Origin of the sequence: Streptomyces sp. NPDC088246 (genome assembly GCF_044741025.1) — a bacterium.
Taxonomy (GTDB): Bacteria; Actinomycetota; Actinomycetes; order Streptomycetales; family Streptomycetaceae; genus Streptomyces.
On the sequence record NZ_JBIURV010000092.1, the window covers coordinates 1 to 17,714 of the forward strand.

At 67.9% G+C, this 17,714-nt stretch carries 13 protein-coding genes and 2 pseudogenes; 8 read left to right on the plus strand and 7 right to left on the minus strand.

The window, feature by feature from the left end; translation table 11 throughout:
• Nucleotides 1-500: 500 nt before the first annotated feature.
• Nucleotides 501-698: pseudogene (locus ACIPEK_RS44475) on the plus strand (transposase family protein); the annotation flags it as partial.
• 363 nt (nt 699-1,061) lie between these two features.
• On the opposite strand, the gene ACIPEK_RS44480 reads toward ACIPEK_RS44475, so the two are convergent.
• The 5 genes from ACIPEK_RS44480 to ACIPEK_RS44500 form a co-directional block, all read right to left on the minus strand.
• Nucleotides 1,062-1,808 (minus strand): nucleotidyltransferase domain-containing protein, encoded by a 747-nt coding sequence (locus ACIPEK_RS44480; protein WP_402008371.1) that lies wholly within the window; start codon nt 1,806-1,808, stop codon nt 1,062-1,064.
• A gap of 439 nt (nt 1,809-2,247) precedes the next feature.
• Nucleotides 2,248-2,466, minus strand: a complete 219-nt coding sequence (locus tag ACIPEK_RS44485) for a hypothetical protein (RefSeq protein ID WP_402008373.1) — start codon at nt 2,464-2,466, stop codon at nt 2,248-2,250.
• Nucleotides 2,467-2,508: 42 nt separating this feature from the next.
• Nucleotides 2,509-4,353 (minus strand): alpha-keto acid decarboxylase family protein, encoded by a 1,845-nt coding sequence (locus ACIPEK_RS44490; protein ID WP_402008375.1) that lies wholly within the window; start codon nt 4,351-4,353, stop codon nt 2,509-2,511.
• Nucleotides 4,350-6,461: a flavin monoamine oxidase family protein gene (locus ACIPEK_RS44495; RefSeq protein WP_402008377.1), complete on the minus strand. Its 2,112-nt coding sequence runs from the start codon at nt 6,459-6,461 to the stop codon at nt 4,350-4,352. Before ACIPEK_RS44495 ends, ACIPEK_RS44490 begins: the two co-directional genes overlap by 4 nt.
• Before the next feature lie 16 nt (nt 6,462-6,477).
• On the minus strand, nt 6,478-7,968 hold the full coding sequence (locus ACIPEK_RS44500) for a Dyp-type peroxidase (protein WP_402008379.1): 1,491 nt from the start codon (nt 7,966-7,968) through the stop codon (nt 6,478-6,480).
• 663 nt (nt 7,969-8,631) lie between these two features.
• On the opposite strand from ACIPEK_RS44500, the gene ACIPEK_RS44505 reads away from it, so the two are divergent.
• From ACIPEK_RS44505 to ACIPEK_RS44520, 4 genes and pseudogenes are all read left to right on the plus strand, one after another.
• Nucleotides 8,632-8,793 carry a hypothetical protein gene (locus ACIPEK_RS44505; RefSeq protein WP_402008391.1) on the plus strand — a complete coding sequence of 54 codons (162 nt, stop codon included), beginning with the start codon at nt 8,632-8,634 and terminating at the stop codon, nt 8,791-8,793.
• A gap of 561 nt (nt 8,794-9,354) precedes the next feature.
• Nucleotides 9,355-9,546 (plus strand): annotated as a pseudogene (locus ACIPEK_RS44510) (IS1380 family transposase); the annotation flags it as partial.
• Between the two features lie 661 nt (nt 9,547-10,207).
• Nucleotides 10,208-10,423 (plus strand): hypothetical protein, encoded by a 216-nt coding sequence (locus ACIPEK_RS44515; protein ID WP_382229791.1) that lies wholly within the window; start codon nt 10,208-10,210, stop codon nt 10,421-10,423.
• Nucleotides 10,424-10,590: 167 nt separating this feature from the next.
• On the plus strand, nt 10,591-10,809 hold the full coding sequence (locus ACIPEK_RS44520; protein ID WP_382229789.1) for a hypothetical protein: 219 nt from the start codon (nt 10,591-10,593) through the stop codon (nt 10,807-10,809).
• 27 nt (nt 10,810-10,836) lie between these two features.
• Here ACIPEK_RS44520 and ACIPEK_RS44525 read toward each other — a convergent pair whose 3' ends face one another.
• Nucleotides 10,837-12,090: an ice-binding family protein gene (locus tag ACIPEK_RS44525; protein WP_402008381.1), complete on the minus strand. Its 1,254-nt coding sequence runs from the start codon at nt 12,088-12,090 to the stop codon at nt 10,837-10,839.
• A 982-nt stretch (nt 12,091-13,072) separates the two neighbouring features.
• Here ACIPEK_RS44525 and mobF point away from each other — a divergent pair.
• The 3 genes from mobF (at nt 13,073) to ACIPEK_RS44540 (ending at nt 16,929) form a co-directional block, all read left to right on the plus strand.
• Nucleotides 13,073-14,827 (plus strand): MobF family relaxase, encoded by a 1,755-nt coding sequence (gene mobF, locus ACIPEK_RS44530; protein WP_402008383.1) that lies wholly within the window; start codon nt 13,073-13,075, stop codon nt 14,825-14,827.
• Nucleotides 14,828-15,085: 258 nt separating this feature from the next.
• Nucleotides 15,086-16,120 carry an IS110 family transposase gene (locus ACIPEK_RS44535; protein WP_402008385.1) on the plus strand — a complete coding sequence of 345 codons (1,035 nt, stop codon included), beginning with the start codon at nt 15,086-15,088 and terminating at the stop codon, nt 16,118-16,120.
• Nucleotides 16,121-16,296: 176 nt separating this feature from the next.
• On the plus strand, nt 16,297-16,929 hold the full coding sequence (locus ACIPEK_RS44540) for an SMI1/KNR4 family protein (RefSeq protein WP_402008387.1): 633 nt from the start codon (nt 16,297-16,299) through the stop codon (nt 16,927-16,929).
• An 89-nt stretch (nt 16,930-17,018) separates the two neighbouring features.
• Here the strand turns inward: ACIPEK_RS44540 and ACIPEK_RS44545 are convergent, their stop codons facing one another.
• Complete coding sequence (locus ACIPEK_RS44545) at nt 17,019-17,381, minus strand: hypothetical protein (RefSeq protein WP_402008389.1); 363 nt, start codon at nt 17,379-17,381, stop codon at nt 17,019-17,021.
• Nucleotides 17,382-17,714 lie beyond the last annotated feature (333 nt).

Genomic DNA, 17,714 nt, shown 5'->3' on the forward strand with positions numbered 1-17,714 from the left:
CGCGTTCACGCAGTTCGTCGGGGTACTTACGGGGAGCAGCCATGATCGGCATCCTTCCGGGTCTTGATGATCTCCATCAAACCCGGGGCGGTTCAAGGGGCAGATCGGCACCAAGTCTGAGGAACCGGCTCTTATCGCCCTCTTACGTGCCTCCGCTTGAGGTATCCCCAAGGTGGCTGATCCCCATCGGCGGCTGGGATGCAGTGCTGGAGGATGTGCGGCACCCTTGGCCCGTCTGCGCCGCCGGTCACAGTTTCGTCGTTTCCTTGGGCTATACGCCGGGGAGGGGAAGCGTGCAGTGGTCACGGAGGAACGGGCGGCACAGCACCACGCCCGGTACGTGGTCCCCGGGCACGGCCTCGAGTTCCTTCAGGTACAAGAAAAGGTCGACGACCGCGTCATGGTAGGGATGGTTGGAGAGAACCGTCTCCAAGCACTGCATCGGATCCGCCGTAGGCTCCAGCAGCAGCCTCTGGAAAAGAGGGAGGAAGCGCCCTCCCATGCGCAGGCACGACACCCTCGCCGAGATCGCGGCCGGCTTCGGCATATCCGTGGGCACCGCCCACGCCTACACCGCCGCGGTCGTCCACCTCCTGGCCGGCCGGGCGCCGGGCATGCTCAAGACCCTGCGCGAGCACAACCCCGACTACGTGCTCCTGGACGGCACCCTCAGCGAGTGCGATCGCCTGGGCGACGGTTGTCGAGCGGCCAGCGGAGCGATTTGATCGACCTGCTCGGGACGATGGCCGAAGCGGAGTCCGACCCCGTGCGGCGGGAGTTCTTGGAACTGTTCCCGGAGGGCTTCGGGCTCCTTGGCTTCGTCGATCTCTGGGAGCCGCGTTTGTCGACGGGTCCCGGAGTCAGTTGGTGATCACTCGGCTCGTGATTGTCGAGCAGAAGTGACGGCGCTGCGCGCGGAGGCGGCGGAGAAAAGGGAAGGCGCGAGCCGACGGAGCGTTGGCACGATGCTGGCCGACTGGCTCTTCCCGGGCCGCCGGGAAGCACTACGCCCCCGGCGACCACACTCGATAGCCACCGAGACCGTCACCCGCCTCAGCCCATCAACGCCCGGAAGCAGCAGCAACCGATTCGATGACACCGCGCCAGGTTCTGCGATAGCCCTCGCGAAGCGGCCCGCCGACCAGGTTGAGGATCCCTGATGCCGCGTCCATCATGGGCCCCGGTTCTCCCGACTTGCACAGGTGCAGGTGCGCTTCGAGCAGGGCGGCCCCGAGCTCTGCGTCCGCCTCCAGAAGACGCCGCGGCAGCCATTTCCCGCCGCCGATCCACGCGTGCTGGTAGTCGCAGAGCAGATCGGCCGCAGCGTTGAGAACGAACCCCGCCACCGCAAGACGCTCGATGTGGTCGCCTGCGTCGGCGAGATCGTCCAGAGCGTCCGTCAGCCCATACCTCTTTGTCTCAACGGTCTCCGGTGCCAGCGACGGCGGACCCTCGCGGAGGTCCGCCTCGGCCAGGGCGCGGGCGCGTCCGGCCTCACCATTCGTGTCGATCAGGACGAGACCGGTGGCATACATGCTCTGCAGGACCGCGCGACGTGCAGCTACGTCCGCAGCGAAGAGGTCCACGAGACCGGCACGTGTGTGGATGAAGAGCTCCACGACACGTCCCTCGAACCGGATCGTCTCCCGGCAGGTCTCGCCGCCGTCCCCGATGAGCACCGCGATGTCCAGGTCACTGCTGGCAGTGGCTCGTCCCGCAGCCGTCGACCCGGCAAGGATCACAGCGAGCGCATCGGGGAAACGGTCACACGCGAGACGTCGAGCCTGGTCAACGGGGTCCGGGGTCATGCCGGTCAGGGTTTCAGGAACCTTGATCAACTACGACTGGTTTTTCCGTTCCCGTTGGCTTGACCGCTACGAACCGTGACGGATCCGAGAGCGCCGAGCACGGATACAGACCACTCGAACAACGGCTCCTACCAGTATCACGCCCCCCTCACCAACCGACGGCATCCCGATGCTGCGCTGGCAAGAGATCCAGTGCCTCCCGAACTCATCAACACCGCCCCCTCTGTGGATTGAGGCGCCTCCCAAGCCCATCGACATGTGACTTCACTACTGCTCGATAAAGACAGGGCTCCTTGACCGTGTGGTCTGACCTGTGCTTCACGAGTAGAGCAGGACGCGTTGACGGAGTAGGGCGAAGCCGGCTGGGCCGAACATCTGGCGTTTGAGCATCGTGATTCGGTTGACGTGGCCCTTGGCGACGCCTAACTCCAGGGCAGGGTCAGGCCGGCGACGACAACGTCGCGATCGTCGCCCGCAGCGAGGGTGCGGAGGCCGGGCAGGTCGTCCTGACGGACGGCGTCGAGCCACTCGGGGAGCTGTTCGCCTTGGCGAACTCGGGCCGGGCCGCGAGCAGTTCGTCGTGGAGCCGGCGGGTGGTGCCGGTCCTGCGCCAGGGGGCGCGGACCATCAGTTCGCTGAGCACGGACGCGGCGCGCACCGGCCCCGATCCTCAGGCCGGGGCCGGTGCGCCGTACGGCGGCTATTTGCACTTTTCGTCGATCTTGTACTGGAGTGCCCGCGGGTAGTCGTGCCGGTTGAGCCGGACCCGGACCAGGATCGGGGCGTGGTTGATGTCACTGCCCGGATCGGCGATGTCGAGCAGCAGTGACTCCAGCTCGGTGTGGGTGGTGAGCTCCCGCCCGTGCATCCGGTCCTTCTGGGAGCCGAAGACCTCTGCCAGCTTCTCGTACTGCCACGGGTGCAGCACGTTGTAGAAGTCGGCCCCGTCGGACGGCTTCTCCTTGTAGTAGCAGGGGCTGACCAGCATCTGCTCGATACCGTAGAAGCCCTCGTTGTCCAGGACGAAGACCACCGGCCGCAGGTGGTGGCGCACGTGCGTGGACAGCTCCTGGCAGGTCTCCTGGAACGATCCGTCCCCGACGAACACCAGCGGCCGCTTGAGCGGCTGCTGGCGGGCCAGCGCCACCCCGGTGGCCGCGCCGACCGAGTAGCCGATGGACAGCCAGCTGTTCTGCGCCACGAAGCTCGCCCGCTCCGCCATCTGTAGATTCATCGAGCCCAGCAGTGCGAACGCTGCGTCCGAGACCACCGTGAACGGCGAGGTGGCCTCCGGGCCGTCGCCCTGCGCTTGGCTCAGCAGGAAGGCGTTCATGTGCTGGAAGAACCCGTCGTACGTGAGCTCCTCGGGGTAGTCCGTGCTGCTCAGGCCGGTCAGGAAGGCGATCGTGCTCGCCGGGACCTGCCGGTCCTTGGCGTGTGCCAGCGCGAAGAGGTCGGTTTCGAACGCCCGCTTGCCGAAAGCGACACCCAGCGCGTCCCGCAGTGCCGGGACGAACCGCGCCAGCTGGACGTCCGGGAAGTACTGCGCGCCGACGCTGACGCCCTCGTGGGCGGCCACGATCCAGTCGTCGCCGATCGACTTCTCGCCGCCGAGGTTCTTCGACGTCGACCAGGTGCCCAGGCCGATCCGGCACCCGGCGGCCTTGAAGGCCTTGCGCACCTCCGGCAGGCTCGCCTTGCCGTTGTAGACGCCTGTGAAGCCCGGGGTGTTCTCGGAGACCACGGACTTCGCGCCGACGGTGGTGCAGAACGGGATGCCGGTCAGCTGCACCAGAGAGACCAGCTCCCGCTCCAGCCGGTTGCGCTCGATCTCCTCGCCCGCCCACAGCACCGGCGTGCCGAGCCGTTCGACCAGCTTCACCGAGGCCTCCACCGCCTTGGCGAGCATTTCCTCGTTCTTCTTGGTGAACGGCCTTTCCTGACCACGGAGTTCGCCCTGCGGCTCGGCGCACGGGGCATTCCAGAGGTCGTCCATCACCTCCAGGTAGACCGGCCTGCGCTCGGTCAGGCCGGCGATGATCGCGCTGTCGATCTGCGAGGGCGCGAGCCCGGGGTTGGAGATCACCTGCGCGTCCACCGTGACCTGCCGGTAGACCTCCAGATTGCTCTCCCGGCGCTGGCTCATGTGCGAGGTGAGCAGACCGACCGCCTGGTAGTTGAGCCACTGCTCGTACGACGGCGCCGCGTTGATCGCGATCACCGGCACGTACTCGACGTAGGCACCACCGATCGGGTTGAGCAGGCTGAACGCGCCCACGCCGTAGGTGACCGCGACTGCGGCGACGCCCTGCTCGCCCTTGGCGAGGTCGGCGTCGGCGGCCCGCACCCGGGCGTAGGCGTCGGCGGCGTAGCCGCCACCGATCTCGGTCGGGGTGCCGACCCAGCGCACCCCGGTGGTGGCGTGCATGATCGTCAGGAACGGGCCGAGGTGGTCGCCCGGCACCCCGAACAGGTGCCGGATGCCCAACTGCTCAAGTCTCGTGGCCAGGTAACGGCCCACCGTCCATTCGCCGTTGCCGCTCATCCGCTCAGCACCTCCGCTCTGCGTGCGCGTCCGGCCCGCACATCTGGAAAGATCTCCGGTTTGGCGCGGGGTGGTGGTGTGGGTGCCTCGTGCACGGCGATCGCCGCGCGGACGGCGGTCTCCACCGCGCCCTCGATCCAGGCGTGCTTGAGCGAGACGTGCTCGCCGGCGAAGTGCACCGGGCCCTCCGGCTTGACCACGTCGAGGTGGAAGCTGGTCATCTGGTGCGGGGTGTACACCGCCGCCTCGCCGAAGGCGTACGGGTCGCGCAGCCAGCTCTGGGTCTGGCCATAGCCGGTGTAGAACACCTCGATCCGCCGGCCGTGCACCGACTGGAGGTTGCGCAGCGCGTACACGTACCGCTCGGCGTCGGCCATCGAGTCCCAGCGCACCGCGTCATCCGACCAGCTGTAGCTGGCCAGCACCACGCCGCCGCCGTCGCTGTCGGGCACCGGGTGCGAGGGGTAGTACATGAAGCGGTTCGGGTTGTCGGTGGTCGAACCGCCGCCGAAGCAGTTGGTGGCGGGGCGCACGCTCGCCCGGCGCAGCGGGGTGTGCCGGAAGACCTCCAACTGCTCCTGGCTGATCCGGCTGGAGTCCACGCTCCGGTGGGCCCCGAGCAGCACCCTCGGTAGATTGGGCGGTGGCCGGTGCCCGTTGTGCGCGGCCAGCGCGGCCGCCTCGGCGTCCTCCTCGCCAGCCCGCTGGTAGTACTCGTACAGGCCGGGCTCGATGGAGTCGAGCTCGTCCTTCCAGTCCGCCTCGGTGAACTCCCACCACCGGCGGGAAAACTCCAGCAGCACCTTGGTGGCCTGGTCGTAGTGTGTCTCGATGATCGCCCGGCGCTTCTTGTACGAGTACGGGGGCGAGACCTGGACGAACCGCAGCGCGGAGAACGGGACGGTGACGATCGCGAAGTCACCCTTCCAGACCGTGGGTTCGGCCTCTGGGTCGCCCTCGGGCACGGTGTGGACGGCGACTTGGGGCCCGTTCGGCCCGACGTCTTGGCCTGCCCCGCCGTCGCGGCGCGGGTCCCAGTACTCCATCCGGATCATCCGCTCGCCCATTTCGAGTTCGTCCTGGAGCTCATCGGCGAGGGCGTAGGGCAGCTGCCAGCTGCCGCCCTCGATCTCCCAATAGGTGGCGTCCGGGTTGATGTCGCTGCGGCCCAGGAAGGTGTGGAAGAAGGACAGGTGCAGCCGCGAGGTCATGTTCTCGATCGTGCCGATCGCCTCGATGGCCTCGTCACTGAAACCCGCGTACTCGCGCAGGAAGCGGCCCATCGAGTAGCCGTCGAAGTCGCGGATCACCCGGGCCCAGCCGTCCAGCCACTCGGCGAACGGCTTGCGCACCCGCTTGCCGTTCTCGATGTACGAGTAGTAGTCGCGGACCGGCTCCAGCGCCTGGTTGACCATCTCGCCGGCTGTGATCCGCACCTCGTCGCCGGTGAGGTGGAAGCCCTCGTTGACGCTGCTCGGGTCGGCGGCGTACTCGCTGCGGCGGGCCTGGATCCGGTTGGTGCGGATCCAGCTGTTGAAGCGCTTGACCGGCTCGCGGAAGTCTGGGCTGTCCTCGCCGTACTTCCAGACCTTGCCGTCCTCGAAGGACTCGTAGACCACCGGCGGGACGGGCGATTTCTGGTTGCCGGTGTCGGGATCGACGTCGACGTTGCAGAACAGCTGCCGTTTCAGGCCGAGTCTGTCGACCAGGGCCAGGGTGAGCGGGTGGAAGCTGGGCAGCCGCATCGCTCCGGCCTCCCCGTACTGCACCGGGTCGTAGAACGGGCCGTCCTGCTCGTCATCGGTGGAGCGGAAGGTCTTGATCCGCCCGCCGACCCGGTTGGCGTTGGCCTCCAGGATGGTGACGTTGTGCCCGGCGTCCTTGAGCAGCTTCCCGGCAACCAGACCGGCGATCCCGGCGCCGACGATCAGCACGTCCTTGGGCTCGTCGGTCTCCGGGATGCCCTCCTTGATCAGGATGTCGAGGTAGCGCAGCTTCAGGTCCTTGTCGTCCGGACCGACCAGCAGCAGCTCGCGGGCCAGCTGCCAGCAAGTCTGCTGGCGGGCGCGGTCGTTGGCCGTGCCCTCGACGGTGGGTCTCTCGTTCATGGCTTCTCCTCGCCGCTCAGGAGCCGATTGACTTGTTGGGAAGGTCCTCGCCCTCGGCGAGCAGCCGCAGCGTGCTGATCGAGGGGGTGAAGGCGTAGAGCGCGCCCGCGGTGCGGACGAAGCGCTTCATGTCGACCGTGCCGAAGGTGCCGTCCGCGAGCTCGATCGAGGCCTTGCCGGCGAGGCCGGTGACCTTGTCGAAGCCGTTGGCGGCAACCTGGTCGGACCGGCTTTCCCCGGGGGTGAACGCGTCGTCGTTGGACCAGTGCTGCTGGACCAGTTCGAACTGCTCTTCCAGCGATGTGCCGTAGCAGATGAACATCAGCCCGCGGTCCTTACCGTCGTCCGGGCCGCCTTTGAACTCAGGGCCGTACGGAATGCCGCGGCGCATCAGGCGGTGGCTCTTCGGCTTCTTGTCGACGATTCCGGCGAAGGCACGCGGATGGGTGCGGCGGATGTGCGCGGCCCAGGGGGTGTGCCGGCCGGTGGGGTCGTTCGCGTAGTCGAAACCGTTCCGGTCCGAGCCGAGGCCGGTCACGGCGCTGCACGGCGGGGCGAGCGGTGTGCCGTCCTTGGCCCGGCCGACCAGACAGGCACCGAGCCGGTTGGCGTCCATGTTGCCGGTGAAGTTCTTGGCGCCGTCCACCACGGCCTTGTTCCAGCCGACGACATCCTGGCGAAGGCGGCGCACCACTTGGAGGGAGCCGTTCTTCATCCACGCCGGCGCCTTCCGGTCGCCCTGTTCGCTCTTGTAGCCGAAGACGAACTCGCCGGGTTCGATCAGCTCGGTCCCGGCGTGGTTGTCGCGGAAGCCCTCGCGGCTGGCGTCCTCGCGGTGGAAGTCCTTGACGCCGGGCTGGGAGATGTCGTCCTTGTAGCCGAAGTGCTCGTGACCCTTCAGATCGCCCTTCAGGGTGCGGCCCTCGTCCACATGGACGCGCGTGATCTGGTGGGTCTGCTCGACCGTGTCGAGGTTCTTCAGCTTCTCCTTCAGCAGCGCCTCGGTGTCCGCGGCGACGATGAGAACCGCGTGCACGACCTTGTCGCCGGTGCCGACCCCGAACAACCAGGTCTTGGGGTCGCTCTCGCCGGTGTCCCCGAGGTCCTTGGCCCGTGCGGCCGCGCCCGCGCAGAACGACGTGAAGGTGCTGAGGTCCTTCTTGATCTGATCGGGTTTGTTGGCGATCGTCACGAGGCCCTCGAAGGTGAGGGAGACCCCGCAGCGGACGGTGGTGATCGACGGGTCGCGGCCGAAGGCCCGGCGGGCCAGCGAGAACTGCTCGTTGAAGTCTTCCGTCTCGTTGGTTGTGGCGACGGTGTTGAGGATCGCGGAGAGCCAGCCGCGGCCCTTGGCGGCGTCCGGGAAGCGCAGGTAGCGGAAGTCCATGAAGTCCTTGTTGAACGCGGCCAGGATGTTGCCCTGGATGTCGGTGGACCCGCGCAGCTCCGGCTGGGGCAGCTGCTCGATGGACGGGACGGCGGTGGGACGGGTGGGGGTCGTGGTCACGGTGGGGCTCCTCGCGTGGGGTGGAGGGCGGCGGCAGATTCGTAGGGGGACGGCACGATCACCATCGATCACACAACGTAACGACTCAGACACTTTAAGTAACTATGTCGCCCTGAGCTCTGTCAACCGGAGGCCATCCCCTAGGCGGGTCACACGGCGTCGCCGGGCGGAGCGTCCCCGCGCAGGCGCGGACGGGGACCGGCACCCGGCCGAGGCCGCGGCCTGCGGGGCCGTCGCGAGCCGCCGCTGCCGGCCGCCTGGGTACGAGTTGCGGGGTTCGAGGTGCGAGTCCTTCCACGCGAGGACGGCGGTGACGAGCGCTTCGTACGTGGCGCGGTCCAGGGGGCTGTTGTGAGGTGTCAGGCCGCGTCGCGGAAACAGATACGGCGGCCGGCGCTCGCCCTCACCTTGGGATACCGCACACGGCTGACCGAGCTGCAGGTATGCAAACGGCTGTCCACGGTGCCGCCTGTTCGGGGAAGGGATCGAGTGGCTTGAGTCCCGGGCTCCGGCACGGCCGGCCAAAGCGAGACCCACCTCGGCCAAGGCCGCACGCAGCCGCTCAGCCCGCTGAGCATGACGTTGGGTCAGTCCAGGGATCCGTTCGGCGAACGTCTGCCGTCCGGGTGTGGCTGCGGGAACCTCCAGCAGATGGAGGAGCCGGTGACAGACCTGGCTCGGTTCGAGAAGAAGAAGATCCGCCTGGCCTGCGAGGTCGAGGCCCTGCGCAACGGCCTGACGATCACCGCGCAACGGCTCCGCGAAGCCGCCCCTGTCTGCCGCAGGAGGCGGGCCGCGTCCAGCACATCCGCGATCCGGTGCTGACCCGGGTCGGCGTAGCGGACGGCGTTCGACAATCTCCCAGACGTACGGACCTCACCCTTGGATCAAGCGCCTGCAGGCGTAACCTTCAAGGCTGGCTGGCGCCTCACCGGAGCCATGGAGATCGCCGGGTGTGGTCGCCGGGTGCGTCATTCTTCCAGGCAGGGGGGCACATGACCGACAGCAGCGACGGCGCCGAGCCGACACGCATCAACTTCCCCTTGCTCAACGGGCTGGACTTCCTCGAGAGCACCGTCACGCTCCTCGCCGCCGGCGAAGACGTCCCGACCCGGAACCTGAATTACGCCGTGGTGCACCTGGCGGCAACTGTCGAGACGCTGTTCAAGGCCCGGCTGGCACTCAAGGACCCCGCCCTCGTATGGGCGTCCTCCCATGAGTACGACGCGGCCAAGCACGCGACGGGCGCCTTCCAGAGCTGCAAATGGGAGGACGCTCGAAAGCGAGTCCAGCGCGAGTGCATGCCGGAGACGACGTTGCTCACCCCTCGCTACTTCAAGGCCCTGGCGGAGATGCGCAATCGGTTCGCGCACGTCGGGGTTCAACGCCGATGTTGCCATGCTGCGGGCCGAGCGCGACGTGTTCGGCCCGGTGGCATCCGACCCGACGGTCTCACGGCTCATCGACGCCCTTGCCGCAGCCGGGCCGAAGGCGCTCACCGCGATCCGGTCGGCGCGGGCCGAAGTACGCTCGCGGGCCTGGGAACTGGCCGGAGCGAACGGTCCGGCCGCCGACGGCTTGTCGTTGTCGATGGTCACCTGGCTGAACCCGCGGGCCCGCCTCGAAGGCGACGAACGCGTCGACGCACGCGGTCTGGAACTGCCACGGATCCGTGGTCAGCGGTTCCTGCGCAACAGCCCCGCCCGCGATGACCTGCAGTCTCGCCTCGGCCATCGGCACACCTTCCTCGCACCTGAACGGTCAAGGTGACACCTTGAAAACCGTGACGTCACCGCGAGAATCAACGAGGCCCCCGGGACGGGGATACGGCCAGGTGGCAGCAGCAACTCTTGTGAGGGAACAAGTGCCAGCCCCAGATGGCTTCGACACGATCATGCCGAAGACTCTCGCGGGCGCGAGCACCGACCGCCTCATGCATCACGCTCACCTCGTGACCACCACCGGTGACTCGCATCGCCTCGCCGAGGCCCTCGCAGGGAAGGGAGTAGTCCCCTTGAACTGACCCCCACCCCGGGAACACCCGCGGCCACACGCCTGGCTTTCTGATGGCCACCAGCCTGGGCCTCCAACGGCCACCCACCTGGGCATCTCAATGACCGTTGACATAGTGGTCGCGGAACGCCGGGAGGTTCGACCAGGCAGGGGCCGCCGTTGTTTGACCCAGGTGGGCAACAGAAGCTGTGCTCGCGAAGGCTACGGCGGCGGTTTGTTCGAATAGGTGACGCCCGCGCACGCCGCGCTGCTGTCCGCGCTCGCACACCTTGCCCCGGCCATCGGCGTCGATCAGCTGGCGTTCGTCGCCCGGCTCGCCCAGGCCAACCCGCACGCCACCGCCCAGCTCGCCGACTTCCTCGCCCAGGCCATCGACCTACGCCGGAGCAAGCCGGGTGTGAAGCTGGGAGGTTCACGTTGTGTAACCTCCCAGCTCCCTTGATGATCCGGGAGGTGCCTGGGGGGCGAGATGTTCTATCTGTCTGGGATGCCTGGGAGGTTGACCCCTTGTTCTCCCTCGTGGGCGCGTTCCTGGGAAGCGAGCTGGGAGGTAGATCCCCGGATCATCACAGCCCGTCACTCTCTTCCGCCACGAGCGTTGTGCCGGGCATGGACTGGACGCAGCTGCTCAAGGACCTCACAGGCGCGGTAGAGGCGCGGAATCGGTCGGTCACAGCGGTGCGCGTCGCCGACACCAACGTCACGGAGCTCGCCGCGCAGGCGTTCGCAGCAGGAGCTCAGGAGCGGCGACCGCCGGGATCCTGGCACGCCTGGAGCCTCTGCTCCCACCGAGCCGCCCACCGGTCTGCGCGCCAGTTCAGCCCTTGACCGCGTGTCGGCCAGATGGTCGCGAGCCTATCTACCGTGGTTGCCCTTGCCCTTGCCCTTGCCCTTGTCCTTGCCCTTGCCCTTGTCCTTGCCGTGGTTGCCCTTGCCCTTGTCCTTGCCCTTGTCCTTGCCGTGGTTGCCCTTGCCCTTGCCGTGGTCATCCTTGCCCTTGCCGCCACCGTGGTCACCCTTGCCGCCACCGTGGTCACCCTTGCCACCACCGTGGTCACCCTTGCCACCACCACCAGTAGGTCCTGCCGGACCAGTAGGTCCTGCCGGACCAGTAGGTCCGGTGCCGCCCGTCGGACCAGTAGGTCCGGTACCGCCCGTCGGACCAGTGCCGCCCGTCGGACCAGTGCCGCCCGTCGGACCGGTGCCGCCCGTCGGACCGGTGCCGCCTGTCGGACCAGTAGGTCCGGTACCGCCCGTCGGACCAGTGCCGCCCGTCGGACCAGTAGGTCCGGTACCGCCTGTCGGACCAGTGGGCCCGGTCGGCCCGGGCGCCCCGACGCAGGACGGCACGGTGATGGTGTTGTTGTCCAGGGTGACCGCGCTAGTACGCGCCAGGGCCCGGCCCTGGATCTCCGTGCCGTTCTGTACCGTGATGGACTCCGAGGCCAGGATGCTGCCCTTGAAATTGGAGAACGTCCCGATCGTGGCGGAGCTGCCCACCTGCCAGAACACGTTGCAGGCCTGAGCCCCATTGACAAGTCTGACGCTGCTCGCCGAGCTTGTGATCAAGGTCGATGCCGCCTGGAAGATGAAGACGGCGCCGGAGTTCCCCCCTCCGTCGAGGGTGACGGTCCCAGTGAGCGCCATTGAGCTTGTGGAGTTGTAGACGCCAGTCGTAAACGTCTGTCCTCCGAGGTCGACGCCCGTCACGTCCCCTGTCGGGGTCCGACCCGCCGCGTCGTTGTAGGCGATGCCCAGGTCGTTCTTCGCCGTGAGAGCGGGACCGTTGGCCACGTTCTGAGCGCCGAAGACGAGACCGGGCGGGAAGTTCGTCACAGAACTCCCCGGGCTGAGCCCGAGGTCTCCGTTGAGAACGGTGGTGGTGACCGTGTTGGTAACCGTTGAGCCGGCCAGCACGGCGTAACTGATGCCGGTCCCCAGTCCCACCGGAGCCTCCGCTGCATACGCGGCGGTGGTGAAGAACGTGGTCGTGCTCAGCAGAGTCACACCGGACAGCACGGCGAAGGACGCCCTGCGCCAGATACGCCTGCGTCGGACTCGCTTGCGCCCGTCTTCCGAGAAGGCAGACGGAGTGGCAGCCACAGCCATTGAAGGTGGTCCTTCCTGTTTCGGGGTGGATTGCGTCTGCCGACCCGTAGCCGCTGTCCATCAGGTGACGAACGCCCACCTGAGCACCGAGTCCGCTGGAGCGGGAGACCGCAGAACACACAGCGAACACACAGCAACGAATCATCACGCAGACTTCACCAAGTGCGGACCCATGCGAACATAAGATGGCGATAAAACCAGGAGGCGCGAGGGTGAGTGCCCATCACCTGTCGCACCGTCACACCACCAGCGGTCGCGCGTAACACCTCCGGCCCAACGCCCCCGGCCGACCGACTCAGCCCCTTCGACGAGCCGACTACCGCGAGTGCGGCCCCGCCGTCCCGTCCGTGCTGCTGGCCCCCGTGTCGGTTCCGGGGCAGGGCGCGCATGTCGAAAGGCTGGGGCGACGAACCGCGCTACACACTGGATGGCCTGGAAGCGCAAGCTCATCCCGTGGCCTGCGGCCACCGCGCGCAAGTACATGCGCGAGCGTTCGCCCCGGCGGGGGATCCTCGTTCCGGAAGGTGTGAGGAGCGGAAGAGCCAAGCACTATCCAGCGTGGACGCTGCGGTCGGTCTCCCACGGTCCGGCGCTGCCGTGGTCAGTGGCGCCCTGTCAGCGGATACGTGGCATCGCCTTGTCCGGATGCGCGGTGTTGACGTACTTGACAGCAGCACCGGGGTGGATGCCGAAGAGCCGGACTGGGAGGCGCTGGCCCGCGTGTACGCGGACATCGGGAACCTTGACTCCTCGGGGTGAGGCGACGGCCGCAGAGTTCGTAGACGCTGGGGGCGACGCGTACGCCGTTGATGCGTAGGCCGGGGCGGAATAGGCCGGTGCGGAGGTCGGGCACGAAGGCGTCCAGGACGAGGACGACGCGGTGGAAGCGCTGGCGCTGGGCTGTGGTGAGGTGTTGGAGGTTGGTGGTGAAGCGGAGGAGGGTCTCGAAGGTGGGCACGGTGGTCTCCTCCGGGGCAGCACGATGGATATCGCGCTTATCACCGCCGGGCAGATGTACCGCTACTACTTGCGCCAGGTCGTCGTTGGTGACGGCCGACGCCCGGCGCGCACGCCGCTTGCCAAGGCTCAGGAGGAGGCCGGTGTCCCGGCCGGTCGATGGATGGGCCGCGGACTCGCCGCCCTCGGCCTGGCCGCCGGGGACGTCGTCACCGAGGCGCAGCTGCGCAACCTGTTCAAGGAAAAAGGCCGGCACCCGCACGCGGATCTGATCGAGGCCGACCAACTGGCTGCGGGCAAGTCACCGAAGGACGCGTGGAAGGCCGGCGCCCTCGGTCGCCGCGTGAAGGTCACGGGCGTCGACTTCGTCTTCCGTCCGCAGCCGACGATCTACTTGCTGTGGGTGCTGGGTGATGACCAGACCCGGCGGGTGATCGAGGCCGCGCACGAGCGGGCGATTGAGAGGGTGCTGAAGTGGATCGAGGACGAGGTGGCGGTGATCCGCTTCGGTAAGGACGGCGTCTATCAGGTCCGGCCGCCCGGCGGCCTGGTGGCGGCCCGCTTCCGCCACTACGAGGCCCGGTCAGGGATGCCGCTGCTCCATGACCATTTGATGCTGTCGGTGAAGGGGCAGCGCCTGGACGGGAAGTGGGGGTCGGTCCACTCGGAGGTCCTGTTCGAGAACACCGTTGCCGCGTCCGCGCTCTACAACGAGATCGTGATGATGGAGGTGTGTGAGGCGCTGGGGCTGGCCTCCGAGCCGCGCACCGTCACCGCCGGGCGCCGCCCAGTGATGGAGATCGCTGGGGTGCCGCACGAGCTGATCCGCTGGACCTCACGGCGCGGCGACCAGATAGCCGCCTGCTTGGCAGAGCTGGAGCACAAGTACGTCACCGCCGTCGACGACGACGGCAACCTGAAGTTCGCGCCCGAGGTGTCCGAGCAGGCCCGCGCCAAGCTGAACCGGATCGCGGCGAAGATGACCCGCCCGCCGAAGCAGCAGACCCGGCCGCTCGCGCAGCTGCGCGCGTGGTGGAGGACGAGCGCGATCCTCACTTCTGGGGTGGCCGTCGACGTCATCAACTCCCTCCTCGAGCGCGCCCGTGCCACGGCGGCGGCGATCCGGGCCCGGGTCGCCGCCGTGGTCGATGTCGCCCTGGCGGCCGTCGACGTCACCGCGATGGTGTTCGTGATGAACAAGGACGGCTTCTTCCACCGCCGGCACCTGCTCGCCGAAGCCCGCTGCCACCTCGCTCTCGTTCTGCGCGGCCGCCGCCGCGAGCCGGGCCTGGACGAGGAAGTCGTGGACGCCGCCATCGCCGCGCACTGCCTGGACATCAGCGAGCCGAAGACGCTGCGCGGCCGTATGCCGGCCTACCGCTTCTACACCGCCCGCTGGTCCCTGGCCGACCCGCCCACCCGCCGCCGCCCACCCGCCGCCGCCCACCGGACGCCGAACCTGATCCGGGCCAGCCCCCGGCCGGCCCCGGGGACCCGGACACGCCCCGCCTCCCCCTGGAGCCGGGGGAGTGGGACATCCCGCGCGTCCCGCTGCTCTACGACCGCGCGGTCATCGCCTCCACCGTTCTCAGCGCCCGGCTGCGTGCCGCGCGCCGCACCGGCCGCGCCCTGTACGACGACGTCGTGGTGCACCAGCAGGGAGTCGACCCCGCCGAACACGACCTGGTCCGCGGCGTCCTCCACAACCTCTGATGTCATGCTGATACTGCCTTCCCAGCCGAAGGTGGGCGCCGGCCAGGTGGCGCAGACAGGACATTGAGGGGGCTTCTGACCAAGCTCCTGACTTGTTGAATCGACCCCAGATGCTCGGTCTGCAGCCGTAGCGTCCAGGGTGTCGGTCGGCATGGGCCCGCAGTGCTCCTTGCCGCCCTCGGGCTGGCTCACTGATAGCGTGCCGCCGCCGGCCGACACCCGCGCGGTGTGGCTCGACAGAGGCATGAAGGTGACGCAGTGACTTCAAGTCAGGGTGCCCACCGCACTTCCCTTCCTGATTCATCGAGTGCGAGGACAGCAGCCTGTGTTCCTGATCGGTGTCGATCCCCACAAGTCGTCCCACACCGCCGTCGCCGTTGACGCCGCAGGCCATCAGGTGGCCCAGCGCCGGTTCGTCGTCAACGCTGGAACATTCCGCCAGCTGATGCGCTGGTGCGAGCAGTGGCCCGACCGTCGTTTCGCGGTCGAGGGTGCCGGCGGCCTGGGCCGCTCGCTCGCCCAGCAGCTGGCAGCCGCGGGCGAGAACGTGGTCGACGTGCCCTCCACCCTTTCGGCCCGGGCCCGGCTGCTGGCCACCGGAGGAGACCGCAAGACCGACGCCAAGGACGCCCTCCACGTTGCCCAGGTCGCCCTTTTCCGCCATGACCTGCGACCCGTAGTCCAGGAAGACCAGACCACGATCCTGCGGCTGCTGACCGAGCGGCGAGACGACCTGGTCCACGAGCGCACCCGCGTCCTCAACCGGCTCCACGCCGTCCTGCGTGATCTCCTGCCCGGCGGAGCACCCACCGGCTTGTCGGCCGACAAGGCTGCCGCCCTGATGAAGGGCATCCGGCCGGTCACGGCCACCGACAGCTGCCGCCGGGACATAGCCCGTGACCTGCTGGCCGACCTGCGCAGACTGGACCGGCAGGTCAAGGACAACGAAGCCGAAATGCGCGAGGCCGTCGCCGCGACCCGCACAACGCTGACCACCCTGCCGGGCCTGGGTACCGTGCTGGCCGCGAAAGTCCTCGGCCACATCGGGGACGTCAGCCGGTTCCCCACCGAGCACCACTTCGCCAGCTATACCGGCAGCGCACCCCTGGACGCCTCCAGCGGCAACAATGTCCGCCACCGGCTCAACACCGGCGGCAACCGCGCGCTGAACTCGGTTCTGCACACCATCGCCGTCTGCCAAATCCGCGACGGCGGGCGCGGGCAGGACTACTACCTCCGCAAGATCAGCGAGGGAAAGACACCATCCGAAGCCCGCAGAGCGCTCAAACGACGCCTGTCCAACGTGGTCTACCGGATCACGAAACGAGACCAACGAACCCACCTCGCTCAAGCCGCTTGACACACAGAGGCGCTATCAGGTCATGTTCCGCCCGGCCGGAGCCATGAGAACAGGTCCCGGCGGCCGGACAGAGCAACTTGAGGACAGCCCAGCAGGGCGTCAGTCAGTGCCCGAGCCACGGCCACCGGAACCTGAGTATCAGCATCAATGTCAGTGCTCGCCCCTAACCTTCCGCCATGGGAAGCACACAAAGTCAGGATGATGGGCGCTGCTACGCATGGCGGGATCTGCTGCAACGGTGGAGTGACGGGTGGCTCGACCCTGTACTGCATGAACAGGAGCAGGCCGAGCCGTTTCCCGGCAAAGTGCGCAAAGCTCGCTGGCTGGGGGCTGCTGGGGCTACCGGCGAGGACCTCAGCGCGCTCGAACAGCGACTGGGTACCGTTCTGCCGGCGAGCTACCGGCAGTTCCTGCTGACCAGCAACGGCTGGCTCAACACAACCCATGGCATCGACCGAATCTTGCCGCTCCAGGAAGTCGGATGGGCCCGGGACCTGGACCCGGAGCTCATCACAGGCTGGACGGGTGGACTCACGGAGACGGCGCCTCGGGTGAGCGACGAGGAGTACTTCGTCTACGGCGAGGCCCAGGACCCCGCCTCGCTCCGCCCCGAATACCTGCCGCACACCCTGACGATCAGCCATACCCCGAACGCCACCGACGTCTACCTGCTCAACCCCTGCGTGGTCACCGCAGACGGAGAGTGGGAAGCCTGGTATCTCGCCCACTGGCTGCCCGGAGCGGTCCGCTACCGGTCCTTCTGGGACCTGATGAATGACGAATACAACGGCTTCCGCGAAGAACAGTGAAGGTCATGGGTCCTCGTCCCTGTGAGGACAGGACAGGGATCAGGCTGCTGGATCAGCGTGCGATCCCACCGCGTCAGAGGTGGGGATGATCAAAATCCGCGGTTGACTTCGAGATTCGTCAACACGAGCAGGGCGCGCAGGAGCTGGGTCACCGCTTCCCCAAGGCGAGCGCCTGGCAACTGCTCGGCTACCTCCTGCTCGACACCACCGACCACCACCGGATCGACACCGTCGGCTTCTACCTCTCCCGTTCCGCCGTCCTGGCCACCTGGCCGGTGGAGAACTACCTCGACCTCCTTGGCACCTGCCGCCGCGACCTCGCTGCGCTGCGCTCCGTCTTCGCCGAACTCCTCGCCGGCTGCCGTGCCGACGCGGAGCCGTACACCCCGGAAGACCAAGACCGCGTCCGGCGGCTGTTCCAGAACCTGGCCCCAGTCATCGAGGCCGGCCACTGCCCCACCTGCGCCCAGCCGCTGCCCGAGGCCACCCGCCGCCCCCGCAAGTTCTGCACCACCTGGTGCCGCAGCCGCGACCAGGCCATGCGCCGCAAGGGTCTCCTCCCCGGCAGCCCCGTTCCGGCTCTGCCACGCCCGCGAAAGGAGCGCCTGGAACCCCCAGAAGACGCGGAGATTGTGAGCCTCACACCGCATTTGCGCAGGTAGACGCGTTGCGCAGCAAGGCTGTGAGGGCGTGAGACGGAGCTCGCGGCTGCACTCTCCTACGTTCCGGCCGCGGGCTCTACCGGGCCGCCACGCGGCGCTTCCCCGCCCCGGCCTTGGCGGTTC